22 protein-coding genes are annotated in these 24,329 nt (G+C 73.0%); 15 read left to right on the plus strand and 7 right to left on the minus strand.

Annotation, left to right across the window (positions count from 1 at the left end):
* Positions 1 to 10 precede the first annotated feature (10 nt).
* Complete coding sequence (locus MANAM107_RS10140; protein WP_223908008.1) at positions 11 to 1,057, plus strand: LppM family (lipo)protein; 1,047 nt, start codon at positions 11 to 13, stop codon at positions 1,055 to 1,057.
* A 192-nt stretch (positions 1,058 to 1,249) separates the two neighbouring features.
* Here MANAM107_RS10140 and MANAM107_RS10145 read toward each other — a convergent pair whose 3' ends face one another.
* Both MANAM107_RS10145 and MANAM107_RS10150 read right to left on the minus strand, forming a co-directional pair.
* Positions 1,250 to 1,873, minus strand: a complete 624-nt coding sequence (locus tag MANAM107_RS10145; protein WP_223913067.1) for a class I SAM-dependent methyltransferase — start codon at positions 1,871 to 1,873, stop codon at positions 1,250 to 1,252.
* Between the two features lie 128 nt (positions 1,874 to 2,001).
* Complete coding sequence (locus MANAM107_RS10150) at positions 2,002 to 3,393, minus strand: MFS transporter (protein ID WP_223908009.1); 1,392 nt, start codon at positions 3,391 to 3,393, stop codon at positions 2,002 to 2,004.
* Positions 3,394 to 3,664: 271 nt separating this feature from the next.
* On the opposite strand from MANAM107_RS10150, the gene hflX reads away from it, so the two are divergent.
* Both hflX and MANAM107_RS10160 read left to right on the plus strand, forming a co-directional pair.
* The gene (gene hflX, locus MANAM107_RS10155) at positions 3,665 to 5,317 is read left to right on the plus strand and encodes a GTPase HflX (RefSeq protein WP_373314047.1); all 1,653 of its coding nucleotides are present in this window, start codon (positions 3,665 to 3,667) and stop codon (positions 5,315 to 5,317) included.
* A 6-nt stretch (positions 5,318 to 5,323) separates the two neighbouring features.
* Positions 5,324 to 7,348 (plus strand): ATP-dependent DNA helicase, encoded by a 2,025-nt coding sequence (locus MANAM107_RS10160; RefSeq protein WP_505606732.1) that lies wholly within the window; start codon positions 5,324 to 5,326, stop codon positions 7,346 to 7,348.
* 57 nt (positions 7,349 to 7,405) lie between these two features.
* Here MANAM107_RS10160 and MANAM107_RS10165 read toward each other — a convergent pair whose 3' ends face one another.
* Positions 7,406 to 8,443 (minus strand): LysM peptidoglycan-binding domain-containing protein, encoded by a 1,038-nt coding sequence (locus tag MANAM107_RS10165; protein ID WP_223908011.1) that lies wholly within the window; start codon positions 8,441 to 8,443, stop codon positions 7,406 to 7,408.
* Positions 8,444 to 8,680: 237 nt separating this feature from the next.
* On the opposite strand from MANAM107_RS10165, the gene lexA reads away from it, so the two are divergent.
* Positions 8,681 to 9,475, plus strand: coding sequence for a transcriptional repressor LexA (gene lexA, locus MANAM107_RS10170; protein ID WP_223908013.1), 795 nt, complete (start codon positions 8,681 to 8,683; stop codon positions 9,473 to 9,475).
* 77 nt (positions 9,476 to 9,552) lie between these two features.
* On the opposite strand, the gene MANAM107_RS10175 is transcribed toward lexA, so the two are convergent.
* Positions 9,553 to 10,554: an L-lactate dehydrogenase gene (locus tag MANAM107_RS10175; RefSeq protein ID WP_179900561.1), complete on the minus strand. Its 1,002-nt coding sequence runs from the start codon at positions 10,552 to 10,554 to the stop codon at positions 9,553 to 9,555.
* A 341-nt stretch (positions 10,555 to 10,895) separates the two neighbouring features.
* Here MANAM107_RS10175 and nrdR point away from each other — a divergent pair, with 341 nt between their 5' ends.
* The 3 genes from nrdR to MANAM107_RS10190 all read left to right on the plus strand — a co-directional run bounded on the left by nrdR (position 10,896) and on the right by MANAM107_RS10190 (position 13,417).
* On the plus strand, positions 10,896 to 11,357 hold the full coding sequence (nrdR, locus tag MANAM107_RS10180; RefSeq protein WP_179900562.1) for a transcriptional regulator NrdR: 462 nt from the start codon (positions 10,896 to 10,898) through the stop codon (positions 11,355 to 11,357).
* A 70-nt stretch (positions 11,358 to 11,427) separates the two neighbouring features.
* Positions 11,428 to 12,555 (plus strand): glycosyltransferase family 4 protein, encoded by a 1,128-nt coding sequence (locus tag MANAM107_RS10185; protein WP_223908015.1) that lies wholly within the window; start codon positions 11,428 to 11,430, stop codon positions 12,553 to 12,555.
* Positions 12,556 to 12,631: 76 nt separating this feature from the next.
* Entirely contained in the window at positions 12,632 to 13,417 is a 786-nt protein-coding gene (locus MANAM107_RS10190) for a phosphotransferase (protein ID WP_223908017.1), read from the plus strand.
* A 249-nt stretch (positions 13,418 to 13,666) separates the two neighbouring features.
* Here MANAM107_RS10190 and MANAM107_RS10195 read toward each other — a convergent pair whose 3' ends face one another.
* On the minus strand, positions 13,667 to 14,398 hold the full coding sequence (locus MANAM107_RS10195; RefSeq protein ID WP_179900564.1) for an IclR family transcriptional regulator: 732 nt from the start codon (positions 14,396 to 14,398) through the stop codon (positions 13,667 to 13,669).
* 163 nt (positions 14,399 to 14,561) lie between these two features.
* Here MANAM107_RS10195 and leuC point away from each other — a divergent pair, with 163 nt between their 5' ends.
* The 5 genes from leuC (at position 14,562) to MANAM107_RS10220 (ending at position 20,195) form a co-directional block, all read left to right on the plus strand.
* The gene (gene leuC, locus MANAM107_RS10200; protein WP_223908020.1) at positions 14,562 to 16,025 is read left to right on the plus strand and encodes a 3-isopropylmalate dehydratase large subunit; all 1,464 of its coding nucleotides are present in this window, start codon (positions 14,562 to 14,564) and stop codon (positions 16,023 to 16,025) included.
* A gap of 23 nt (positions 16,026 to 16,048) precedes the next feature.
* Positions 16,049 to 16,756 (plus strand): 3-isopropylmalate dehydratase small subunit, encoded by a 708-nt coding sequence (gene leuD, locus MANAM107_RS10205; protein ID WP_223908023.1) that lies wholly within the window; start codon positions 16,049 to 16,051, stop codon positions 16,754 to 16,756.
* Positions 16,757 to 16,923: 167 nt separating this feature from the next.
* Positions 16,924 to 18,246 carry a UDP-N-acetylglucosamine 1-carboxyvinyltransferase gene (gene murA / locus MANAM107_RS10210; protein ID WP_179900568.1) on the plus strand — a complete coding sequence of 441 codons (1,323 nt, stop codon included), beginning with the start codon at positions 16,924 to 16,926 and terminating at the stop codon, positions 18,244 to 18,246.
* A 96-nt stretch (positions 18,247 to 18,342) separates the two neighbouring features.
* A complete protein-coding gene (locus tag MANAM107_RS10215) occupies positions 18,343 to 19,110 on the plus strand; it encodes a lysophospholipid acyltransferase family protein (protein WP_179900569.1) in 768 nt (255 codons plus the stop codon).
* 41 nt (positions 19,111 to 19,151) lie between these two features.
* Complete coding sequence (locus MANAM107_RS10220) at positions 19,152 to 20,195, plus strand: NAD(P)H-dependent glycerol-3-phosphate dehydrogenase (RefSeq protein WP_223913076.1); 1,044 nt, start codon at positions 19,152 to 19,154, stop codon at positions 20,193 to 20,195.
* 37 nt (positions 20,196 to 20,232) lie between these two features.
* On the opposite strand, the gene MANAM107_RS10225 is transcribed toward MANAM107_RS10220, so the two are convergent.
* Entirely contained in the window at positions 20,233 to 21,018 is a 786-nt protein-coding gene (locus MANAM107_RS10225; RefSeq protein ID WP_223908026.1) for an AMIN-like domain-containing (lipo)protein, read from the minus strand.
* Between the two features lie 84 nt (positions 21,019 to 21,102).
* Between MANAM107_RS10225 and MANAM107_RS10230 the strand changes: the two genes are divergently transcribed.
* From MANAM107_RS10230 to MANAM107_RS10240, 3 genes are all read left to right on the plus strand, one after another.
* A complete protein-coding gene (locus tag MANAM107_RS10230; RefSeq protein WP_179900717.1) occupies positions 21,103 to 22,272 on the plus strand; it encodes a D-alanine--D-alanine ligase family protein in 1,170 nt (389 codons plus the stop codon).
* The gene (locus MANAM107_RS10235; protein WP_223908029.1) at positions 22,259 to 23,332 is read left to right on the plus strand and encodes a thiamine-phosphate kinase; all 1,074 of its coding nucleotides are present in this window, start codon (positions 22,259 to 22,261) and stop codon (positions 23,330 to 23,332) included. Before MANAM107_RS10230 ends, MANAM107_RS10235 begins: the two co-directional genes overlap by 14 nt.
* Positions 23,333 to 23,445: 113 nt before the next feature.
* Entirely contained in the window at positions 23,446 to 23,889 is a 444-nt protein-coding gene (locus MANAM107_RS10240) for a GNAT family N-acetyltransferase (RefSeq protein ID WP_223908031.1), read from the plus strand.
* Between the two features lie 108 nt (positions 23,890 to 23,997).
* On the opposite strand, the gene rpmB is transcribed toward MANAM107_RS10240, so the two are convergent.
* Entirely contained in the window at positions 23,998 to 24,189 is a 192-nt protein-coding gene (gene rpmB, locus MANAM107_RS10245; RefSeq protein WP_124933394.1) for a 50S ribosomal protein L28, read from the minus strand.
* Between the last annotated feature and the right edge of the window lie 140 nt (positions 24,190 to 24,329).

A 24,329-nucleotide genomic window follows, 5' to 3' on the forward strand; every position in this document is an offset into this window, starting at 1 on the left:
CATTCCACGTATGAGCCCTTCCCTCCGTGCGCTGCGTTCTCGTCTCCTGCCTGCGCTGCTGGTGATGCTGCTGCCCGCATTTGTGGTGGTCTGCGCTCCGCCGGCTGCCGCCGCCTACGGCGACTCCCACCTGAAGTACACCTTGACCTTTCGTGAGGACGGCAAGGTGGATGTCGACGTTATCCTGGTGGAGGAGGGGGGATCGAGCAGTGAATTGGATGACTTCTGCGATATCTCCAATTTCTCGGATACTGATGGTGATATCACGGTCGCCACGACTGAAATCCACGGTGATCCTGCCTGCCGGATCACGGTTAAGGGAATGAGAATGTCCTCGGCTGATGACTTCTTGGGAACCGACGTCTCGGTGAGGCACAAGGAGAAGACGTATGAGGTCGTCTTCGACAGTGGCACCTTCGACTCCATGGACAAGGCCGAGGTCGCGGTCGTCTTCCCCGGTGACGTGGAGTCGGCCTCGAAGAGCGGGAAGATCGACGGCGATACCGTGCGCTGGGACAACGCCCAGCGCGAGGGCGAGATGCGCGCCGAGGGCGCCGACTCACCGGGAGTCGCGTCATGGGTGTGGGCGGTGCTCCTCCTGGTCGTTCTGGGTGGGACGGCGGGAGTCGTCACGGCGGTGGTGATGTCACGGCGCAAGAAGCAGAGCCAGGCGATGGCCGTTCCTGCGCAGATGGGGGTCGCCACCCCGGTCGGGCAGTACCTGCCACAGGCAGCGGGGCAGTCCTTCCCGGGCTATGCCGCCGGACCCTCCTCTCAGGTCCCCGGCCAGCAGCCATCGGCCTACGCCCCCGTCCCTGAGTTCCAGTACGCCCCGGGCCAACCGGTCCCGGGCCAGTACATGGCCGACCCTGCTGCATCGACGCAGCCGCTCCAGGGCCACTACGCCCCGGGTCAGTCGGTCCCTGGTCAGTACGCCTCGGGCCAGTCGGTCCCTGGTCAGTACGCCCCGGGCCAGCCGGTCCCTGGTCAGTACGCCCCGGAGCCGCCCCAGGATCCGAACCAGGATTGGCGGCGCTTTCAGGCGCCGCAGCCCTAAGTGCCACGGACGCGCACGACGCCAACCGCCGGCATCAGCCTGTGCGGTACATGAGCGAGGACCATGCCACCGGGTCATGCCGGGCCGACCACAGGGATCACGGACGGGGGCGCAGAGGCGGACCGCACTCATAGAGCGCACCGGCACCGCTCCCACGCCCAGCCGCCTGTGTGCCAGGCGAGCGCCGGAGGCTCAGCCCCGGCGCACCCGCAGCACCCGGAATCCCTTGGAGGAGGCCTCGCGCGACGCCGCCCACCCCTGGTCGGTCAGCCACCGCGCCAGGGAGTCCGCGCCCAGGTTCTTGCCCACCACCAGCCAGGCCTCGCCGCCTGGCGACAGCAGGGCCAGCCAGGTGCACAGCAGCTCGTGCAGGGCCTCCTTGCCGATGCGCACCGGCGGATTGGACCAGATGAGATCCACCCTTCGGCCAGAGGCCCGCAGCTCGCCAAGCAGGTGATCGGCCCGGCAGGCCCTGATACTGCCCAGGCCCGCGTGGGCCGCATTGCGCGCGGTGAGCTCCACTGCGCGCTCGTTGATGTCGGTGGCCAGCACCTCGGCCCCGGGGGAGGCCTGCGCCAGAGCCAGTGCGATGGGGCCCCAGCCGCAGCCCAGGTCCAGCAGCGTCCCCTCCTGCGGGGGGCGTGGCACGTGGTCCAGCAGCACCTGGGTGCCCTTGTCCAGGCGATCGGTGCTGAAGACCCCCGAGGCGGTGACCACCTCGTAGTGGTGGCCGTCAATGAGGAAGCGGTGAGTGCGCTCCTGCGCGGGAGCCTGGGGGGAGGGGCTGAAGTAGTGCTGCTCGCTCACGCCCGCCAGGCTACCGCCACCACCCGCCCCGCCCCGCTGCACATCTTCAACCGGGCCCCCGACGCGATCATGCGGAAAACCCGGGGCCCTGGGCCCGATCCGTGGCTGAAGATGTGCAGCGGGCGGGGGCCGGCGGCTCAGGCCGCCCGCCGGGCCAGCAGCGGGGTGGCCGCCAGCAGGACCACCAGGACGATGACGATCCCCACCAGTCGGTCCTGCTCCACCCCCAGATCGGTGGGGGCCACGAAGGCGGCGGCCAGCGTGCCCAGGGTGGCGGCGCCCGCCGCCGAGGCGATGGTCACCGAGGTCGCGGCGCGCGCCTCGGAGATGCCGTCCCCGGGCCGGTCCTCCTGGGCCGGGGGCGGGCTCACGCAGCGGATGATCGTGTCCTGGTGGCTCAGGCCCATGCCCGCCCCCGCCAGGGTGAAGCCCACGTGCATGCACCACCAGGGCGCCTGCCCGTGGAAGGCCGCTGCCATGATCAGCCCGCCGACGACGAAGCACACCGCCCCCAGGCAGATCCGGCGCATGTAGCGGCCGGGGGCCCGGGCGGGCCTGGAGCCGTTCCACAGCGCCACGGCGGACCAGGCCACGCCCGCGGCCGTGAGCGCCCAGCCGATCATGCCCGCATCCAGGCCCAGGACATCGTGGGCCGCGGGGGCCACGAGGTAGTCCAGGGCCAGGTAGGCGGTGCTGACCCAGGCCAGGGTGGCGATCCCGGCCCGCCGCCCCGGGACCAGGCGCAGCGTGCCGGGCGGGAAGACCCGCGCGCAGGCCCACAGTGCCGCCGCCACCCCCATGGCGCAGCCCGGCCAGAACCAGGGGCCGGCCGCGGGCAGGGCGCCGATGATCCCCACCCCGCCCGCCAGGGCCAGTGCCGCCGGCCAGGGGGCCCCGGCTCCCTCATCCTGGCCCACCCGCAGGCCGCGGATCTCACGGGACATCACCAGACGCGCCCCGATGAGCAGGGGGATGTAGGCCACCAGCGCCCAGCGCCAGCTGTAGAGCTCGGAGATGGTGGCGGCGTAGGCGGGGCCCAGGAGTGAGGAGATCACCCAGGTCGCCGACCCCACGGCCAGGAACAGTCGCCGCCAGGCATCGGGCAGGCCCGCCACGAGCACGCCCATCGACACAGTGGCCAGCGCCCCGGCCGCCAGGCCCCGCAGCACCTCCCCTGCCACGTATACCTCGATGCCCGGGGCCAGCGCGCCCAGGACGGCACCCACGACCAGGAGGGCCGTCAGCGCCGTCATGAGCCGATCCGCCCGCCAGCGGGCGAGCATCGCCCCGCCCAGAGGCATGGTCAGGAAGGTGGGCACCTGCGCGGCCGCCGTCACCAGACCATAGTGGCTGCGGGCGTGCAGGTCGGTGGCCAGCAGGGGCAGGACGGTCTGGTTGATATAGATCTGCATCCCGGCCAGCAGCTCGACCACGAGCATCGCCATCACCAGATGGCCCTGACGGGTGACCAGGGTGTTGCGCAGGGAGAGTGCGGGGGACGGCTCGTCAGCAGCAGGGGCATGGCTCACAATGCTCAGGCTACCGAGCCGCTCGCCGGGCGATGCCCGTGCCGGGGTTGGGCCTGCGGGCAGGGGCGGGCGCCTCCCGCCGTCGGGTCGCACTGGCCTCGCACGGGACCGGGCGCTATAGTCCTGCCTCATGTGGATTCTTCGTATGCGCTGAGCCGCCTGTGACGCCACAGGCACTCGCCCCCCAGTCCCCTGCAGGCCCGATGGCCCCTGGGCTGCTTCCACCCACCCGGGAGCGGGCCGACGCGTATGCCGACGAGAAGGAATCCTTGTGACCCACCACCCCACCCCTGACTCCACTGACTCCGCCTGCTCCGCGGACCCCGCGGGCCCGGCCGATTCTGCTGACGCTGCAGTCTCTGCGGGCGCGCCCCCCACGACGACGGCCGAGGACATCGTCGCCCGCGTCCTGTCGCGCACGGGCACCGCCCTGGCCTCCACCGCCGCCTCCACCGGCTCCCTGGCCGGCCCGCAGGAGGGCGGGGACCTCGACGACGGCGCCATCGAGCGCGAGGCCCGCGCCGGCCTGCGGCGGGTGGCAGGGCTGTCCACCGAGCTCGAGGACGTCTCCGAGGTCGAGTACCGCCAGGTCCGCCTGGAGCGGGTCGTCCTGGTCGGCCTGGACCTGTCCACCCGGCGCGCCGCCCCGGCGACGGGCCTGGGCTCCGCCACCGCCCGGGCCGAGCAGGACTCCCAGGACGCCGAGACCTCCCTGCGCGAGCTGGCCGCCCTGGCCGAGACCGCCGGCTCGGAGGTCCTCGACGCCCTCATCCAGCGGCGCGACCACCCCGACCCGGCCACCTACCTGGGCAGCGGCAAGGCCCGTGAGCTGGCGGACATGGTGGCGGCCAACGGCGCCGACACGGTCATCGTCGACGGCGAGCTCGCCCCCTCCCAGCGCCGCGCCCTGGAGGATGCCGTGGGCGTCAAGGTCGTCGACCGCACCGCCCTCATCCTGGACATCTTCGCCCAGCACGCCAAGTCCCGGGAGGGCAAGGCCCAGGTCGAGCTGGCCCAGCTGGAGTACCTCCTGCCGCGCCTGCGCGGCTGGGGCGAGTCGATGTCCCGGCAGGCCGGCGGGCGCGTGGCCGGGGGGCAGGGGATCGGCTCGCGCGGCCCCGGCGAGACCAAGATCGAGCTGGACCGCCGCCGCATCCGTGAGCGCATGGCCAAGCTGCGCAGGCAGATCAAGGCCATGGAGCCCTCCCGGCAGGCCAAGCGCGGGTCCCGCCGCCGCGGGCGGATCCCCTCGGTGGCCATCGCCGGCTACACCAACGCCGGCAAGTCCTCGCTGATGAACCGGCTCACCGACGCCGGGATCATGGTCCAGGACGCCCTGTTCGCCACCCTGGATCCCACGGTGCGCCGGGCCGAGACCGCCGATGGGCGCGTCTACACCCTGACCGACACCGTCGGGTTCGTGCGCAACCTGCCCCACGAGCTCATCGAGGCCTTCCGCTCCACCCTGGAGGAGGTGGCCGGCGCGGACCTGCTGCTGCACGTCGTCGACGCCGCCCACCCCGACCCGGTCAGCCAGATCGCCGCCGTGCGCACGGTGCTCTCGGAGATCCCGGGCGCCCTGGAGGTCCCCGAGCTCATCGTGCTCAACAAGGCCGACCTGGCCGACGCCGTCACCCTGGCGGCCCTGCGCACGCGCCTGCCGGGGGCCATGGTGGTCTCGGCGCGCACCGGGGAGGGGATCGAGGCCCTGCGCGAGCGCATCGACCAGATGCTCCCGCGCCCCGAGGTGACGGTGGACCTGGTGGTGCCCTACTCTCGCGGCGACCTGGTCTCCCGGGTGCATGCCGAGGGCGAGATCGAGACCATCGACTACGCCCCTGACGGCACCCGGATCGTGGCCCGGGTCAGCGCCGCCCTGGCGGCAGAGCTCGAGTCGGCCGCCCGCCCATCGGCCCAGTCCTGAGTGCCGGTGGCGAGTACGGCGCCCCCGCCCGGGGAGCATGAGCAGCAGGTGCGCGAGGCCCTGGAGGCCGCCGTCGAGCGCCTGGGCGGCAGCCCCCGCCAGGGGCAGGCGACTATGGCCGCCCGGGTGAGCCGAAGCATCGAGGACGGCGCCCATCTGCTGGTCCAGGCGGGCACCGGGACGGGCAAGTCCCTGGGCTACCTGGTTCCCGCCATGGTCCACGCGGTGTCCACCGGCCAGCGGGTGGTCGTGTCCACCGCGACCCTCGCCCTTCAGCGGCAGATCCTGGTCAAGGACGCCCCACTGGCCGCCGAGGCGGTGGAGCATGTCAGCGGCACCCGACCGGTGACGGCCCTGCTCAAGGGGTGGCAGAACTACCTGTGCCTCCACCGGCTCCAGGGCGGCTACCCCGAGGACGACGGCGCCCTGTTCGACGCCGGGCAGGCGGTGGCCCGGCCCGCGGTCGGCGAGGGCGGCGAGGCCAGCGTGGGGGAGCAGGTGGTGCGGCTGCGCGAATGGGCCGCCCGCACCGGCACCGGTGACCGCGATGATCTGGTGCCCGGGGTCTCTGACCGGGCCTGGGCGCAGGTCTCGGTGGCCAGGAACGAGTGCCTGGGGGCCTCCTGCCCCCTGAGGCGCGACTGCTTCGCCGAGGCGGCCCGGGCCCAGGCCGCCCAGGCTGATGTGGTGGTCACCAATCACTCGATGCTGGGGGTGGTGGCGGCGGGCAACCCGGGGCTGCTGCCCGAGCATGAGGTGCTGGTGGTCGATGAGGCCCACGAGCTGGCTGATCGGGTGCGCTCCCAGGGCACGGTGCTGCTCTCCGCGGCGGCGGTGGCCCGCACTGCGGCCACCGCGCGCAAGCACGCCTCCGTGCTGGTCTCAGAGCTGGAGGCCGCCGGCCAGCAGCTCCAGCTGGTGCTGGCCCAGATGCCGGAGGGCCGCCTGGAGGGAGGTCTGCCGGCGGCCCTGGGAGATGCCCTCGTGGTGCTGGAGGCCGCCGCCCGCCAGGTGGCCGTGGATGTGCGCGAGCGGGCCCGCGCCGCCGGCCAGCGCGGTGGTGCCGAAGCGGCAGGCGGTGCGGGTGGCCTGGCCCTGGCCCGCACCGCGGTGGGGGATCTGCTGGATGCCGTGGAGAGGATGGTCTCGGACTCGGTGGCGCGCGGCCGCGATGTGGCCTGGGTGGAGCGGCCCCGCATGGGCAATGATCCGGCCCGGCTGCTCATCGCGCCCATCGATGTGGCGGGGCCGGTGGCCGATGCGCTCCTGGCGGACAGGGCCGTGGTCCTGACCTCGGCGAGCCTGGCCCTGGGCGGCAGCTTCGACCCGGTGGCCCGGTCCCTGGGACTGGTGCTGGCGGGTCATGCCTGGGAGGGCATCGATGTGGGCTCCCCCTTCGACTACCCGCGCCAGGGCATCCTCTATGTGGCCGCCCACCTGCCCCGGCCCGGCGCGGGGATCTCCGAGGCGGCTCTGGATGAGATGCTGGCCTTGGTCGAGGCCTCGCAGGGCGGCATGCTGGGGCTGTTCTCCTCCCGGCAGGCGGCCCAGGAGGCGGCGCAGGTGCTGCGCGGCAGTACCGATCTACCGGTCCATGCCCAGGGGGAGGACAGCCTGCCGGCACTGGTGGAGGCCTTCGCGGCCGACGAGCGGGCGTGTTTGGTGGGCACCCTCAGCCTGTGGCAGGGGGTGGATGTGCCCGGGCGTACCTGCCGCCTGGTGGTCATGGACCGCATTCCCTTCCCGCGCCCCAACGACCCGGTGGCCCAGGCGCGCACCGAGGCCGTGGCGGCCGCGGGAGGCAATGGGTTCATGAGCGTCTCGGCCACCCATGCCGCCCTGCTCCTGGCCCAGGGGGCCGGGCGCCTCATCCGCCGGGCAGACGATCGCGGTGTGGTCGCGGTGCTGGACTCCCGACTGCGCACCGCCCGCTACTCGGGATTCCTCACCCGTTCCATTCCCGCCTTGTGGCCGACGACGGATCCTGAGGTGGTCCGCGGCGCGCTGGAGCGCCTGGCCGCTCGGGACTGAGCATCGGCCCCGGCCGCCCTCCGGTCTTGCGCCGCCTTGGTCTCAGTCGCCCCGGCGTCAGTGCACCGGGATGGTGAGTGTCTCGCCGGCGTGGATGGTGGGGCTGTCCAGGCCGTTGAGCTCCACGATCGTGGCCACCGTCTGGGGCACATCCGAGGAGCCGGTGGCCGAGGCCACCTCCCACAGGGACTGCCCGGGCTGGACCACCGTCGTGGTGGTGCGCGTGGGCTGCGTGCTGGCCAGGCCGGAGACCACCAGGCCGGAGGAGATCAGCATGATGACCATCAGGCAGGCGCCCAGGGCGGCGATGAAGCGGCGCACCGGCAGGGGCAGGGCCTGGGAGGAGGCGGAGCGGCGCGGAGCCCGCTGCTCGGTGGCTGGCAGCGCCCGAGCGCTGCCGGCGCCGAGGGCGGCCTCCTGCGCGGAGCGGATCCTGGCCGAGCGCACCGCTGGGTGGTTGGGGGCCAGGAGCGCCGTCCTGCCTGATGCCCTGGTCGATGCCGCCCTGCCGGCCGGGGTCGTGCTGCCGGCCGCCGTGCGGGAGCCCTGCCGCCGGGCCGGGGTGGAGGTCCTGCGCGGCGGGTCGGGAAGCGCCGCGATCCCGGTCGTGATCCCGGCCGCGATCCTGGCACCGCGCCGCTCGGAGTGGGCCTGCGTGGCCCCCGGGCGGCTAGACGGGTGGACGGCGGGGTCGCGCAGGGCCAGGGGCTCGCCGGGGCGCCGGGGTGCCGGGGCGCGGAGGGACGGAGCCGTTGCCGGGGGTGTCAGCGGCACTGCTGCACTGGTGGGACCGGCGGTCTCGGGGGAGGCGCCGGCCGGGGAGGGCGGGAGGGGGAGCGGGATCCCATCGGGGCGGGAGGCGCCCGCCCCGATGCCCATGCCGGTGACGGCGTCGATCGCGGCGCTGGTGACCAGGCGCAGGTGGCGTGCGGGTCGGCTGCCGAGCTGCGGGCGCGGCGCCGGGTGGGGCTGCGCCGCTGGGGCGGCCGGATCCTGCACCCCGGTGCTCGGGACGAGTCGCAGCGTGGGCCTGCGGGAGGATGCCTGCCTGGGGTTTCCGGCACTGGGCCGGGGCGGGGCGATGGTGGCGCTCATGTCTTCCTCCTGAACACGTGTTCGACGAACAACTGTTCGATAGACTACTGCCTGGAGGCGGGAGCGTCCAGCACCTCTTCGAACAGGTGTTTGAACTGTGCCCGTCCTGCCTCTAGGCTTGACGTGTCAAGACCACCACGGGGCACCGACACGAAAACCGACACGAGGACGCGCCCTGGAGCGCCGTCGCCGCGCTCAGGGGCGCTATGACGGGTAATGACAGGGGAAGGCAGGGAGATGAGCACCACAGTGGACCGGGAGGCGGGCGGGCGGGCGGCCGCGCCCACCGTCGCCGAGATCCTGGGCGACCTGGACGAGCGGGCGCTGGCCGTCTACGAGGCGGTGCGCGAGGCTGTCTCGGTGCGCGGGTACCCGCCCTCGCTGCGGGAGATCGGTGCGCGAGTGGGCCTGACCAGCCCCTCCTCGGTCAAGCACCAGCTCGACAAGCTCGAGCGCCTGGGCCTGGTGCGCCGCGACCCCAAGCGCCCGCGGGCCATGGAGATCGTCTCCCCGCCCCCGGTGCCCCCGGGCCCGAGCGCGCAGGAGGAGGACCCCTCCTTGGCCCCACCGCAGGGCGCTGGCGATCCTGGGGCTCAGGGCCGGTGGTCGGGAGGACTGCAGGCCCTGCCCGGAGTCGAGGAGGGGGAGGCGGTGGCGGTGCCACTGGTCGGGCGCATCGCCGCGGGCAGCCCGATCCTGGCCGAGCAGGAGGTCGCCGACGTCATGGCGCTGCCGCGGCGCCTGACCGGCGGGGGAGAGCTGTTCATGCTCGAGGTCCACGGCGACTCCATGATCGAGGCCGCCATCTGCGACGGGGACTGGGTGGTGGTGCGCGCCCAGGCGGACGCCGCCAATGGCGAGATCGTCGCCGCGCTCATCGAGGACGTCGACGGCGCGAGCGCCACGGTCAAGGTGCTCTCCCGGCGCGACGGCCACCAGTGGCTCCTGCCGCGCAACCCCGACTATGCCCCCATCGACGGCGACCGCGCGACGATCATGGGCAAGGTCGTCACCGTTCTGCGCTCCCTGTAGCGAGTGCCTACCGGAGGGGCCCGGGCACGTCAGATGCCCGGGCCCCTCCGATCAGCCCTCGGGGGCCGGCGATGGGCTCAGTAGCCCAGGCCGCGGGCCACCTCGCGCAGGTGGTCGGCCGAGGCCTTGAGGGCGGTGTGCTCCCCATCGGTCAGGGGCAGCTCCAGGCGGCGCCCGGCGCCCTCACGGCCCACGATGGTGGGAACGGCCATGCACACATCGGAGATGCCGTGCCAGTCCTCCAGCAGCGGGGAGATGGTCAGCACGCGCTGCTCGTCGTTGAGGACGGCGCTGATGATCCGCTGGACCGCCAGGCCCACGGCGTAGTTCGTGGCGCCCTTGCCCTCGATGATGCGGTAGGCCGAGCGCACGACGTCGTGGGCGATGCGCTCGCGCTTGGCCTCATCGAAGACCCCGCCGTCCAGGGTGGCGCCCCACTGGGTGATCGGCACGCCGCCGATCTCGGTGGAGGACCACAGCGGCACCTCGGAGTCGCCGTGCTCACCGGCGATATAGCCGTGGATGTTCTGGGTGGCGGTCCCGGTCTCCAGGGAGACCAGGTAGCGCATGCGGGCCGTGTCCAGTACGGTGCCCGAGCCGAAGACCTGGTTCTCGGGCAGCCCGGTGATCTTCTTGGCGCAGTAGGTGACCACATCCACCGGGTTGGCCACGAGCAGGAAGATCGCGTTGGGGGCGACCTCGACGAGCTTGGGCAGGATCTTCTCCATGATGCCCACGGTCGCCCCGGCCAGCTCCAGGCGGGACTGGCCCGGCTTCTGCTTGGCGCCGGCGGTGATGGCGATGACGTCGGCGTCCCGGCAGATCTCGGGGTCGTCGGAGCCGGAGACCGCGCCGGCGGAGGTGAACTGGATGCCCTGGGCGATGTCCAGGGCCTCGGCCTCCACCTTCTCCTTGGCGATGTCCTGCAGCACGATCTCGCGGGCCACGCCCTTGGTGACGCAGGCGTAGGCGAGTGTGGAGCCAACGGCTCCTGCGCCGATGATGGCGACCTTGGAGGGGCGACCGGAGCGGGAAGTCGGGTAGGAGCCTTCAGCAGTGTTGGTGATGCGGTCGGACACGTTCTTCTCCTCGATGGGATCGACTGGCGGACCGTACTGTCGCCCGCCCGAGGCCAGCCTACGTGCTGGTGCCACCGGCCAACAGCCTCTGCCCCCTGCCGATGCGCCATGGCACCCGCGCATTGTCCCGCCCCCGCCTGCTCAGCGCCTCCGCCTAGGCCCTTCGGTCCTGGGGCGCCGGCCCAGGGCTGCCGCCGGGCCTGGTGGGGGCCGCAGGCGGCGGCGCACCGCAGTCCCTGGTGATCAATCACCGGCCACCCATGACTGCCTCTTGCTATTGGAGGAGGTGGGCGTTTAATCTCCCAGTGACCGCGAGGCGATGAAAATCGGAGGATGTCCGCGTGCACTGCCCCTTCTGCCACTATGACGGCTCGCGCGTCGTTGACTCCCGTACCGCCGAGGACGGCGCCTCCATCCGCCGTCGACGCCAGTGCCAGCAGTGCGGGCGGCGCTTCACCACCCTGGAGACCACCAGCCTGTCGGTGCGCAAGCGCTCGGGTGCCGTCGAGCCCTTCAGTCGGGACAAGGTGATGGTGGGGGTGCGCCGCGCCTGCCAGGGCCGGCCCGTCTCCGACGACGATCTGGCGCTTCTGGCCCACAAGGTCGAGGAGTCCATCCGGGCAGGGGGCCAGGCTCTCGTGGACTCCCACGAGGTGGGCCTGGCGATCCTGGGGCCGCTGCGCGAGCTCGACCAGATCGCCTACCTGCGCTTCGCCTCGGTCTACTCCTCCTTCGACTGCCTGGAGGACTTCGAGACGGCCATCGCCGAGCTGCGGACCGGCGGCGCGGGCTCGCCCGCCTGAGCCCGCGCGGGGTCGGCCCACGGCGGTCAGGGCGGCCGGTGGCGCCGCCGGTGCGTGGCACACTGGCGGCATGCGCATCCTCATCGTCTCCGACTGCTATGCGCCGCGCCTGGGCGGGATCGAGACCCAGGTCCGCGACCTGGCCCGCAACCTCCTGGACGCGGGCCACGAGCCCGCCGTCGTCACCGCCACCCCCGATGGGCCGGCCCGGGGCCGCAGCGTGGAGAACCCCGACGGCTTCCCGGTCTTCCGCACCACGGTGCCCCTGCCCGCCGAGCTGCCGGTCCATCCACGGGGGCGCCGGGAGATCGGGGCGGTCATGGAGCGCTGGCGCCCCGACGTCGTCCACGTCCAGGTCGGGATCGTCTCGCCCTTCGCCTGGTCGGGCATTGCCGCCGCACGCTCGCGGGGCCTGCCCCTGGCCATCACCTTCCACTGCGTCCTGGGCTCCTGGGCCCGCGCCGGGGCGGCGCTGGGGCCGCTCAGCCCGGTGAGGCGCTGGCAGCGCCATGCGGACCTGACCGCCGTGTCCTCCATGCTCGCCCGCGAGGTGGAGCACGCCGGGGCCGGTGGGGGCGTGGGCCTCCTGCCCAATGGCATCACGCTGGAGCACTGGCACCTGGAGCGCCCGGCCGGGCAGGAGGGACCGCGGCCGCTGCGGGTGGTGGCCTCGCTGCGCCTCATCGAGCGCAAGCGCCCCCTTGAGGTGGTGCGGGTCTTCGCCGCGGCGGTGGAGCGCAGCGGCGCGGATGCGGTCCTGGAGATGTACGGTGATGGGCCCATGCGCGAGCGTGTGGCCCGCGAGGTGGCCGCCAGTCCGGTGGCCGACCGCATCGGGCTGGCGGGCCGGGTGGAGCGCAGCGAGCTGGCGCAGGCCTTCACCCGGGCCGATATCTACCTGCAGGCCAATCCGATGGAGTCCTTCGGTATCAGCGTGCTGGAGGCCCGCGCGGCGGGCCTGGCGGTGGTCGCGCCGCGCCTGTCGGGCGTCAGCGATTTCATCACCGACGGCGTCGATGGCCTGCTGGCCGACGACGACGCCGGCCTGACCCGGGCTCTGGTCCGGCTGCTGACCGAGCCCGAGCTGCTGGCGCGCATCAAGGAGCACAATGACACGGTCCCGCCCGGGCCCCAGTGGGGCCATGTGGTGGGCCGGGCGGTGGAGGCCTACCGCCGGGCCATCGCCCACCGCCGCTGAGGCGGAACCGGGTCGGGGGACCAGGGCCGGGCCTTCGGGGTCGGGGCCTCCCGGGGGCAGGATGAGGGGAGAAGGGATGAGCGGAGCCGTGGTGGATCTCGGCGGCGGGTCGACCCGCGTGACCAGGGTCGGTGGCCGGGTCCTGCGCTCGCGGCGGCAGGGAAGTGCCAATGTTGAGCGCCTGCTCATCGAGCTGGAGGGCAGGGGCTTCGCCTATACGCCCCGCTTCCTCGGTCTTTCCGACGACGGGCGGCAGATTCTCGGGTTCATCGAGGGGGAGGCGGGAGGCTACCCACTGCCTGAGCGGTTGCGCAGCGATGAGGCGCTTGTCTCGGTGGCCGGGGTGCTGCGCGAATGGCATGAGGTGACGCGCGACCTCGCGACCCAGGTGATCGATGGTTGGATGCTGGAGGCGGTCGAGCCCTACGAGGTCATCTGCCACGGCGATATCGCCCCGTACAACTGCGTCTTCGACGGCAGCCGCGTGGTGGGCCTCATCGACCTCGACACCGCGCACCCGGGCCCCCGCATCCGCGATGTGGCCTATGCGGTCTACCGCTTCGCCCCGCTGACGGCGCCGGGCAATGAGATCGGGTTCGGCTCACTGGCCGAGCAGGCTCGGCGGGCCAGGCTGTTCTGCGATCACTACGGCGAGGTGGATCGCGCGCGGGTGATCGAGGTCCTGTGCCAGCGGCTGGCCGATCTGGTCGGCTACATGCGGGCCGAGGCGGCCAGGGGGGATGCCGCCTTCCAATCGCACCTGGACCAGGGGCACGACGCGGTCTACCTGCGCGACATCGCCTACCTTCGCGACCATGCCTCGGCCCTCACCGAGGCGCTGACTGCGCCGGCCCTCACCTGACCCGGTGGAGGCGATGACCGGCCGCGGTGGCGGGCCTAGAACGCAGGGTCGTCTGCAGAATGCAGGTGCTGTCTGCAGGATGGAGGGCTCCCAGGGGTGCATCGTGCAGACAACACCTGCGAAGTGCAGACAACCCCGCCATGTGCGGGCCGTTGAGCGCGGACAGGCCGACGACCTGCCGCTGCGGTGGTGGCCGGCCGGGCCGGCTCCCCGGCCGTCAAGACCCCGTTCGGCCATCCCCGTGCGCGCTCAGTCCTCGTTGCGCAGCACCTCGGTCAGGCGCCGGGCCGCGGCCATGACCACGGGGCCGTGGGTGCGCCCGGGCTGGCGGCCCATGCGCTCGATGGGACCGGAGATGGAGATGGCGGCGACCACCTTGCCCCCGGCGCCGCGCACCGGGGCGGAGACCGAGGCGACGCCGGGCTCGCGCTCGCCGACGGACTGGGCCCACCCGCGGCGCCGCACCGCCGAGAGCATGGTGGCGTTGAAGCGCGAGCCCATCAGGCCCCGGTGGAGGCGGTCGGGCTCCTCCCAGGCCAGGAGCACCTGGGCCGCCGAGCCGCCCTGCATGGACATCGTGGCCCCCACCGGGATGGAGTCGCGCAGCCCGATGGGCCGCTCGGCGTTGGCCACGCAGATGCGCACATCGCCCTGGCGCCGGTAGAGCTGGGCGGACTCGTGGGTCTTGTCCCGCAGTGCCGCCAGGATGGGGGCCGCCACGGCCAGGAGGTGGTCCTCGCCCGCGGCGGCGGCCAGCTCGTTGAGCCGGGGCCCCAGGGTGAAGCGCCCCTGCCCATCGCGGGTGACCAGGCGGTGGAACTCCAGGGCCACGGCGATGCGGTGGGCGGTGGGGCGCGCCAGGTGCGTGGTGGCCACGAGCTGGGCCAGGGTGGCGGGGCCCGATTCCAGGGCGTTGAGCACGAGGCAGGCCTTGTCGATGACGCCGACGCCGCTGCTCTCGCTCTCGATCGAACTGTCCATACTCTGATATTCCCATCCCAGGAGGTGAGACTTCAAGTAGTCTCCATCCGACTAGAAGTGGCGCGGTGTCAGCATCCTGGCCACCATATTAATGGTGGCCGGTGCGCAGCGCCCGCTCAGCCTCAGAATTCAGTGGCCTGTGCATGGAAGGAAGTGCGTTGCGATGGGAATGACCCTCGCGGAGAAGGTCTGGCGCGATCACATCGTGTCCCAGGGCAGTGACGGTGCCCCCGATCTGCTCTACATCGACCTGCACCTCGTCCACGAGGTCACCAGCCCCCAGGCCTTCGAGGGCCTGCGCCTGGCCGGCCGCCGGCTGCGCCGGCCCGACCTGACCCTGGCCACCGAGGACCACAACACCCCCACCCTGGACATAGACCTGCCCATCGCCGATGTCACCAGCCGCGCCCAGATCGAGACCCTGCGCGCCAACTGCCGGGAGTTCGGGGTGCGCATCCACTCCCTGGGCGACGCCGACCAGGGCATCGTCCACGCCGTGGGCCCACAGCTGGGGCTGACCCAGCCGGGCACCACCGTGGTGTGCGGCGACTCCCACACCTCCACCCACGGCGCCTTCGGCGCCCTGGCCTTCGGCATTGGCACCTCCCAGGTCGAGCACGTCCTGGCCACCCAGACCCTGCCCATCGCACCGTTCAAGACCATGAGCGTGACCATCGAGGGCGACCTGCCCCCGGGCAGCGGCGCCAAGGACATCATCCTGGCCATCATCGCCAAGATCGGCACCAACGGAGCCCAGGGCCATGTCATCGAGTACCGGGGCGAGGCCATCGAGGCGCTGTCGATGGAGGCCCGCATGACCATCTGCAACATGAGCATCGAGGGCGGTGCCCGGGCCGGCATGATCGCCCCCGACCAGGTCACCTTCGACTACCTCAAGGATCGCCCCCACGCCCCCCAGGGCGAGGACTGGGAGGCGGCCGTGGAGTACTGGTCCTCCCTGCGCACCGACGACGACGCCGTGTTCGACACCGAGGTGGTCCTCCAGGGCGCCGACATCGAGCCCTTCGTCACCTGGGGCACCAACCCCGGCCAGGGGCTGCCCATCTCCGCCGCCGTGCCCGACCCCGAGCGGATCGCCGACGCCACCGAGCGCCTGGCGGCCGAGCGGGCCCTGGAGTACATGGACCTGGCCCCGGGCACCCCGCTGCGCGAGATCGCCGTCAACACCGTCTTCCTGGGCTCGTGCACCAATGGGCGTATCGAGGATCTTCGGGCCGCCGCCGAGGTCATCCGTGGGCGGAGCAAAGCCGAGGGGCTGCGCATGCTGGTGGTGCCGGCCTCGGCGCGCGTGCGCCTGCAGGCCGAGGCCGAGGGCCTGGACCGGGTCTTCAAGGACTTCGGGGCCGAGTGGCGCAACGCCGGATGCTCCATGTGCCTGGGCATGAACCCCGACCAGCTCTCCCCGGGGGAGCGGGCGGCCTCCACCTCCAACCGCAACTTCGAGGGACGCCAGGGCAAGGGTGGGCGCACCCACCTGGTCTCCCCGGTGGTGGCCGCCGCCACCGCCGTGCGCGGGACCCTGTCCACCCCCGCGGACCTGCCCCCGCTCGATGAGGACGGCGCCGGGGCGGGCGCCGCGACGCCGTCGGCCCTGGCCGTGGCCTGAGGACGCGAAGGAGTCACCGAATCATGGAGAAGTTCATCCGTCACACCGGCATCGGCGCCCCCCTGCGCCGCAGTGCCGTGGACACCGATCAGATCATCCCTGCGGTCTACCTCAAGCGCATCACCCGCACCGGCTTCGACGACGCCCTGTTCGCCGGCTGGCGGGCGGGGGAGCCCGACTTCATCCTCAACCAGGAGGCCTACAAGCGCGCCTCCGTGCTGGTGGCGGGCCCGGACTTCGGCACCGGCTCCTCGCGCGAGCACGCCGTGTGGGCGCTGAAGGACTACGGCTTCCGCGTTGTGCTGGCCCCGCGCTTCGCCGATATCTTCCGCGGCAACGCCGGCAAGCAGGGGCTCGTGGCCGGGATCATCAGCCAGGAGGACTGCGAGCAGCTGTGGAAGATCCTGGAGACCGAGCCGGGCGCCGAGGTGACTGTGGACCTGGAGGAGCGCACGGTGGAGGCGGGGGTCTTCCGCTGCTCCTTCCAGATCGATGACTACGTGCGCTGGATCCTCATGGAGGGCCTGGACGACATCTCCCTGACCCTGAAGCACGAGGAGGAGATCGTCGCCTACGAGCGCAGCCGCCCGGCCTTCAAGCCCCGCACCCTGCCGGCCAGGCACCTGCCCAAGGAGGAGGTCGTGCCCGCGCGCTCCGCCGAGATGCCCGTGGTCCACGTGCCCCTGCCCTCCCTGCGCCCCGGAGCCGCGCCCAGCGCCTCCCAGGGGTGAGGCCGGGGTGAGGGGCGGGGGCCGCCCTGAGGCCAAGGCCACCCGGCCCCGGGCGCCGGAGCGTTATCCCACCGCCGCCGGTGCGCTTATGCTGGGACGGCTGCGCAGCCGGGCCTGAGCCCCGGTGGGGGCAGCGCCTTCCCACACTGCACACGATGGAGGTACGCATGGTCGACGGTCTGCTCCAGGTCGAGGGCGGCCGCCCGCTCAGCGGGGAGATCACAGTCCGGGGGGCCAAGAACCTGGTGCCCAAGGCCATGGTTGCCGCGCTGCTGGGGGCCACCCCCTCGGTGCTGAGCAACGTGCCGGTCATCCGGGACGTCGACGTCGTCTCGGGCCTGCTCACCCTCCACGGGGTGACCATCGAGCACGACCCGGGCGAGGGTGTTCTGCACCTGGACCCCTCCCGGGTCGAGTCCGCCCACGTCGCCGATATCGACGCCCACGCGGGCTCCTCGCGCATCCCCATCCTCTTCTGCGGCCCGCTCCTGCACCGCCTGGGCGAGGCCTTCATCCCCGACCTGGGCGGCTGCCGCATCGGTGACCGCCCCATCGACTACCACCTGCAGATCCTGCGCCAGTTCGGCGCCATCGTGGACAAGCAGGCCCAGGGCATCCGGCTGACCGCCCCCGGCGGCCTGCACGGCACGGTCATCGAGCTGCCCTACCCCTCAGTGGGCGCCACCGAGCAGACCCTGCTCACCGCCGTGCGCGCGCACGGCCTGACCGAGCTGCGCGGTGCCGCCGTGGAGCCCGAGATCATGGACCTGGTGGATGTGCTGCAGAAGATGGGCGCCATCATCTCGGTGGACACCGACCGCACCATCCACGTCGAGGGCGTCGAGGAGCTCTCCGGCTACAACCACCGCGCCCTGCCCGACCGCATCGAGACCGCCTCATGGGCCTCCGCCGCCCTGGCCACCCGCGGCGACATCTTCGTGCACGGCGCCCACCAGAGCGATATGACGACCTTCCTCAACATCTTCCGCAAGGTCGGTGGCGCCTTCGACGTGCGCGAGGAGGGCATCCGCTTCTACCACCCCGGGGGCGACCTGAAGTCCATCGTGGTGGAGACCAACGTCCACCCCGGTTTCATGACCGACTGGCAGCAGCCCCTGGTGGTGGCCCTGACCCAGGCCACGGGCCTGTCCATCGTGCACGAGACCGTCTATGAGAACCGCTTCGGCTTCACCGGGGCCCTGCGCAAGATGGGCGCCACCATCCAGGTCTACCGCGAGTGCCTGGGCGGGACCGCCTGCCGCTTCGGCCAGCGCAACTTCTACCACTCCGCCGTCGTCTCGGGGCCCACTCCGCTGACGGGGGCCGACATTGTCGTGCCCGACCTGCGCGGCGGCTTCTCCCACCTCATCGCCGCCCTGGCCGCCGAGGGCACCAGCCGGGTCGAGGGCGTCAACCTCATCGACCGCGGCTATGAGAACTTCATGTTCAAGCTCTCCTCCCTGGACGCCGCTGTCACCCGCCTGGCCTGAGCATCCCGCCCCCTGGTGGGGCGGGTGGGATCGGGTGCGGGGCCGCGCCGCCCCCGGGGACCCGGTAGGCTTCGGGCCGTGCCCACCACGCGACGCATGTCCCCGTTCTACCGATTCGCCTCCCGCGGGGCGATCATCCCCTTCCTCAAGGCGGTCTCCCGGCAGCGGGTGGACGGGGTGGACAACATCCCCTCCCAGGGCGCCTTCATCGCCGTGGCCAACCACCTCACCGAGCTGGACTCCCTGACGGCGATGCGCGCCCTGGTGGACCAGGACGTCCCGGTCTACTCCCTGGCCAAATCCACGCTCTTCGATGTGCCCGTGCTGGGCTCGATCCTGCGGGCGGGCGGGCAGATCCCCGTCCACCGCTCCAGCTCCGCGGCCTCCTCCTCCCTGGGCGAGGCCGAGCGGGTGCTGCGCGCGGGGGAGTCCATCATGGTCTTCCCCGAGGGCACCCTCTCGCGCGATCCGCTGAGGTGGCCCATGACCGGCAAGACCGGCGCGGCCCGCCTGGCCATGGCCACCGGTGCCCCCGTGCTGCCCATGGGCCAGTGGGGGGCCCACCTCATCCTCGACGGCTACTCCAAGAAGTTGCGGCCCTTCCCCCGCAAGGATGTGCGCATCCTCATCGGCCCGCCCCTGGACCTGACGCGCTTCGGCACCGACACCCAGGACCATGAGGCGGTGCGCGCCTGCACCGCCGAGATCATGAGCGCCATCACCGCCCTGGTCGAGCAGTTGCGCGGGGAGAAGGCGCCACGGCCCTATGACATGAAGTACGACGGCGACCCGGGCAAGGGGCAGATCGGGGTGCGCCGGCCCGATCCCGAGCCGCAGGAGCCCGGGCCCGGGGAGGGCCTGTGACCACGGCGGCCGGGCCCGCCGTCGCGGCTGGCGGGGCCGGCATGCCCGACGACGTCGGCGCCCCCGCCCCTGGGCGGGCGGCCGTCATCGGCTCGGGCGCCTGGGGCACCACCTTCGCCTCCGTCCTGGCCCAGGCCGGCACGCCCACCACCATCTGGGCGCGGCGCGAGGAGATCGCCGCCGAGATCAACGCCGGGGCCAATGAGCACTACGTCCCCGGGCACCGCCTGCCACCCGGGGTGCGGGCGACCACCGACATGGGCGCCGCGGTGAAGGGCGCCGAGCTGATCGTGGTGGCCCTGCCCTCCCAGCAGGCCCGCGCCATCATCGCGCCCCTGGCCGGGTCTCTGGCGGACCGGGCCGTGGCCGTGTCCCTGATGAAGGGCGTCGAGCTGGGCACGGGCCTGCGTATGAGCCAGGTCCTGGCCCAGGCCCTGGATCTGGACGCCGGGCGCGTGGCCGTGGTCTCGGGCCCCAACCTGGCCGACGAGATCGCCGCGGGCCAGCCCACCGCCACCGTCATCGCCGCCCAGGACCCCCAGGTGGCGGCCCGCGTGGCCGCCCGGTGCGCCACCGGCTCCTTCCGGCCCTACACCAACACCGATGTCCTGGGCGTCGAGCTGTGCGGGGCGGTCAAGAACGTCATCGCCCTGGCCGTGGGGGCGGCCGGCGGCCAGGGCCTGGGGGACAACTCCAAGGCCACCATCATCACCCGTGGGCTGGTGGAGATCACCCGCCTGGGCATGGCCCTGGGCGCCCGGCCCGAGACCTTCGCGGGCCTGGCCGGCATGGGCGACCTGGTGGCCACCTGCTCCTCGCCGCTGAGCCGCAACCTGGCCTTCGGGCGCCACCTGGGCCAGGGCATGGATGCCCAGCAGGCCGCCGATGCCTCCCGGGGGGTGGCCGAGGGCGCCAAGTCGGCCCGGGCGGTGCTCGATCTGGCTAGTGCCCACGGCGTGGAGATGCCGATCACGGCGGGGGTGGTCGCCGTCGTCGAGGGCGCCGCCAGTGTCGCCGAGGTCACCGACGCGCTGCTGGCCCGCCCCCGCAAGGCCGAGGGCGTCCACGCCTCCCCCCAGCAGTAGGCGCGGGCAGGGGTCTGCGGGGCCGGATGCGCCGGGCTCAGCCCGCCTGAGGCGGGTGGGCCACGTCGATGACCAGACGGGTGGGGTCGTCAAGGGTCAGCACCCGGTAGTCCTGGGTGCCGGTTCCCAGGACCACCTGGAACTCGCTCTCGAAGGGCATGTCCACATGCGCCCCCGCGATGCCCGGGCCCTGGACGCTGAGGTCCAGGGGCCCGCGGTGCATCCGGGCCTGCTGCTCGGGGGTGGGGGCGCCGATGGCGCCGGTGCCGGTGATGATGAGCAGATGGCTGCCCCCGACCTCGATGGGCTCGCCCTTGCCCGGCGTCGTGGCCTCCTGCGCCCACCGCGGGGCCAGCCAGCCGGGAGTGCCCTGGCCGGAGAACTCGACCACCAGGCGGTCGTAGCCCTCCTGGTCGTGGGTGCCCGCACGCACATCGGTGATGATCAGCGCTGCGCCCTCTGCGGCCGGGCTGCCCTCCGAGCCCGTGCCCCAGGCCTGGCCGCCGGCGGTGGATGTCTCGCTGCCGTCCGGAGATCCCGCGGTTGTCGGGGCGGGGGAGGGCTCGACCGAGACCGCTCCTGTCCGGCCGCCCTGCCCGGGCCCGGTCGTGGTCGCCGAGCCCGTGGCCGAGGGGTGTGGGGCGGAGTGGGACGGGGCGGCGGATGTCGGGGCCGGGGGGCTGGTCCTCGCCCCGCAGGCGGTCAGGGCCGCACCGCCCAGGATCAGGGCCGCGGCGGGCAGGGCGGTGCGGCGCCTGAGGAGGCGGTCGGGCAGCGCCCGGGGAGGGGGCGCCGTGCCCGCGGCAGGGGGCTGCTGATCCATCATGTCTCCTGAAAATCAAATGATCATGCGCTGGATGCGCTTGATGCGTCAGAATACGGCCAGTTGAGGCGGTAGCGTGGGAGCATGCCAGGAACGCACCACCCCGACTCCTCTCCTACCAGCACTCCCAGAGCGCGCAGGCCGCGCGTCGCCGTCGTCTTCGGCGGGCGCAGCGGCGAGCACACCATCTCCTGCGCCACCGCGGCCGGAGTGCTCTCGGCCATCGACCGTCAGCGCTACGAGGTGGTGCCGGTGGGCATCACCCCCCAGGGCCAATGGGTGCTGGTCGACGACGACCCCGCCGCCCTGGAGCTCAATGACGCCCGTCCCCCGGTGCGGATCACGAGCGAGGGCCTGGGGCGCGGCGAGCTGTCGGCGCCGCTGGGAGGAGGGCCCCTGAGGGTCAGCACCTCCACGGGCACCCGGGTCCTGGAGGAGGTCGACGTCGTCCTGCCGCTGCTGCACGGGCCCTACGGGGAGGACGGCACCATCCAGGGCATGCTTGAGATGCTGGGCCTTCCCTACGTGGGCTGCGGGGTGCTGGCCAGCGCCGCGGGCATGGACAAGCAGGTGACCAAGGTGCTGCTGGGGGCGGCGGGGATCGCCACCGCGCCGCATGTGGCGATCAGCGCGCGCAGCTGGGCCGGTGAGCGCGAGCGGATCCTGGAGGCCTGCCAGGCGCTGGACTACCCGCTGTTCGTCAAGCCGGCCCGCGCCGGCTCCTCCCTGGGCATCACCCGGGTGGAGCGGGGCGGGGACCTGGCGGCCGCCATCGAGGCGGCGCGGGAGGTCGACCCCAAGGTGCTGGTGGAGTCGGGCATCGAGGGACGCGAGATCGAGGTGGCCGTCCTCCAGGGCCGCCATGGGGCCGCGCCCCGGGTGGCCGAGCCCGGCGAGATCGTCATGGACGCCTCCCAGGGGGCGGGGGAGTTCTACGACTACGAGACCAAGTACCTGGCCCACGATGCCGTGGCCATGGTCTGCCCGGCCCGCATCGGCCCCCAGGAGCGCGAGCTGGTCATGGACACCGCCGCCCGGGCCTTCGAGGCCCTGGGGGCCGAGGGCCTGACCCGCGTGGACTTCTTCCTGACCCCTCAGGGGCGGGCTGTGGTCAATGAGGTCAACACCATGCCGGGCTTCACCCCCTTCTCCATGTACCCCTACATGTGGCAGGTCTCGGGACTGGACTACACCGCCCTGGTCACCGAGCTCATCGAGCTGGCCCTGGAGCGCTCCACGGATGTCAACCGCTGAGGACCCCTCCGCCCGGACGGTGGCCGATCTGGGCGAGGAGGGTCTGCTGGCGCTCATCGCCCCACGGCTTCCCCACGCCCCCGGCGAGCTGGTGGGCAGCGGCGATGACTGCGCGGTGCTGGCCCAGCCCGATGCGCGGGTGGCGGTGAGCACCGATGTGCTGGTCGAGGGCCACCACTTCCGCACCGGCTGGTCCACCGGCCGGGATGTGGGGCGGCGGGCGGCCGCCCAGAACCTCGCCGACGCCGCCGCCATGGGCGCCCGGCCCACGGCCCTGGTGGTGGGGCTGGTCCTGCCGCCCTCCACGGCCTCCGCCTGGGTGGAGGATCTCGCCGCCGGCCTGGCCGAGGGCTGCGCGCCCTGCGGGGCCGGGGTGGTCGGCGGAGACCTGAGCGCCGGGGAGTCCCTGGTGGTCGCCGTGACCGTCCTGGGCGACCTGGAGGGGCGGGCCCCGGTGCTGCGCAGGGGCGCCAGGGCCGGCGACGCCGTCGTGCACGTGGGCACCCTGGGCCGCAGCGCGGCGGGCCTGGCACTCCTGGATGCGGGCGCCGCCGACGGGGGCGCTGAGACGGCCCTGAGCCCTGGGGCGCGCCAGTGCGTGGAGGTCTTCCGCGCCCCCCGGCCGCCGCTGGCCGCGGGCCCGGCCCTGGCCGCCTGCGGGGCGCACGCGATGATGGATGTCTCGGACTCCCTGCTGCGCGATGCCGGGCGCATCGCCCGGGCCTCGGGCGTGGTCCTCGACCTCGATGAGCCGGTCGAGGGGGCCCTGGCGCAGGACCTGGCGCTGCTGGAGCCCGTGGCGGTCGAGCTGGCCGGCCTGCGGGCGGCCGCGGGGAGCCCGAGTGGGCCCGATCCGCGCGCCCTGGCCCGTCGCTGGGTGCTCACCGGGGGAGAGGACCACGGGCTGCTGGCCACCGTGCCACCCGAGGCGGTGGGTGGCCTGCCGGCAGGCGCCCGCGTCATCGGCTCAGTGCGCCCGGCGCAGGGGCCGGGCCGTGCCCGCGTCCTCATCGGCGGCGCCGAGCCGGACCTGGGTGCCGGCTGGGACCACTTCGGCTGATCGGTCGGGGCGCGGGCCCGTGGGCGCCTCCCGCCCGTGCCGGCTCCGGCAGCATCTGGCAGGATGAGGGCGGTGGCCGCCGTGGGCCGCCCGCAGAAGGACCGGAGGCGGCCATGAGCATCGAGACCTACCAGGAGCAGGCGGTCCCCGGCCGCCAGGAGCTGGTCGAGCTCTACGACTCGGTGGGGTGGCGCCCCTACACCCAGGACCCCGAGCGCCTGGAGGAGGCGGTGCGCGCCAGCCTGTGGGTGTGCGCGCTGCGGGAGGCGGGAACGGCGCGCCTGCTCGGCCTGGTGCGCGTCGTGGGCGACGACGTGAGCATCGCCTGGCTCCAGGATCTGCTTGTGCGCCCCGAGGCCCAGCGCCGGGGCCTGGGCACGATGCTGCTGCGCGCCGCCCTGGATCGCTTCTCCCATGTGCGCCAGTTCCAGCTGCTCACCGACGCCGATGAGGCCACTGAGGCCTTCTACCGCTCGGTGGGCCTGGTCAGCGCCGATCAGGAGGGGACGGTGTGCTTCATGCGGCCCCTGCCGCCCCCGCCCGAGCCCCGGGGGTGAGTTGAGGCCGGGGAGCGCCGTGGTCGGGCGTGCCTCCCGGACGCGACGAAGGCCGCTGGCCTCGGGCTGAGGCGGCGGCCTTGTGCTGCCAGTCGGATGCGGGCGCGCTCAGATGTTGCGCGTCACCTTCCCGGCCTTGAGGCAGGACGTGCACACGTTGAGGCGCTTGGGAGCACCGTCCACGAGAGCACGCACGCGCTGGATGTTCGGGTTCCACCGGCGGTTGGTCCGCACGTGGGAGTGCGAGACGCTCTTGCCGAAGATGGGGCCCTTGCCGCAGACGTCGCACACAGCAGCCACGGTTTCACTCCTGATCTTCAATGCTTGAGCACTCGAGCCGACCGGCCCGGCGCTAGGTCCACCACCCAGCGCAGAGGCGCACCGGGCAACCCGCATACAATAGCGGACGCCACCGAGCGCCCCCAAGCGCGAAGGGCGTG

The organism is Actinomyces capricornis (assembly GCF_019974135.1).
GTDB lineage: Bacteria > Actinomycetota > Actinomycetes > Actinomycetales > Actinomycetaceae > Actinomyces > Actinomyces capricornis.